Source organism: Xanthomonas sp. SHU 308 (assembly GCF_000364645.1).
In the GTDB taxonomy this organism is placed as follows: domain Bacteria; phylum Pseudomonadota; class Gammaproteobacteria; order Xanthomonadales; family Xanthomonadaceae; genus Xanthomonas_A; species Xanthomonas_A sontii.
On record NZ_AQOK01000650.1, the window covers coordinates 1 to 307 of the forward strand.

The following is a 307-nucleotide window of genomic DNA, read 5'->3' on the forward strand; positions in this document are numbered from 1 at the left end:
TGTGGCCAGCCGCGGTTACGGCCGCAGCCAGCCGCAGGAGCCGCGCTGGATCGAGCCGGGCACCTCGGCCGAGCAGGGCGGCGACGAGCCGGTACTGATCGCGCGCAAGACCGGCGTGCCGGTGCGGGTGGACCGCGACCGCGTGGCCGCGGCGCGCGCGCTGCTGCAGGCCGGCTGCGACATCGTGGTCTGCGACGACGGCCTGCAGCATTACCGGCTGCAGCGCGACATCGAGATCGAGGTGGTGGACGGCCAGCGCCGCTACGGCAACGGCCGCCTGCTGCCGGCCGGGCCGCTGCGCGAGCCG

Annotated in this window: 1 protein-coding gene; it reads left to right on the plus strand. The window is 76.2% G+C overall.

Translation table 11 applies throughout. The features are described 5' to 3' along the window. On the plus strand, positions 1-307 hold a 307-nt coding region (gene lpxK, locus D588_RS25295), incomplete at both ends, for a tetraacyldisaccharide 4'-kinase (protein WP_043085820.1).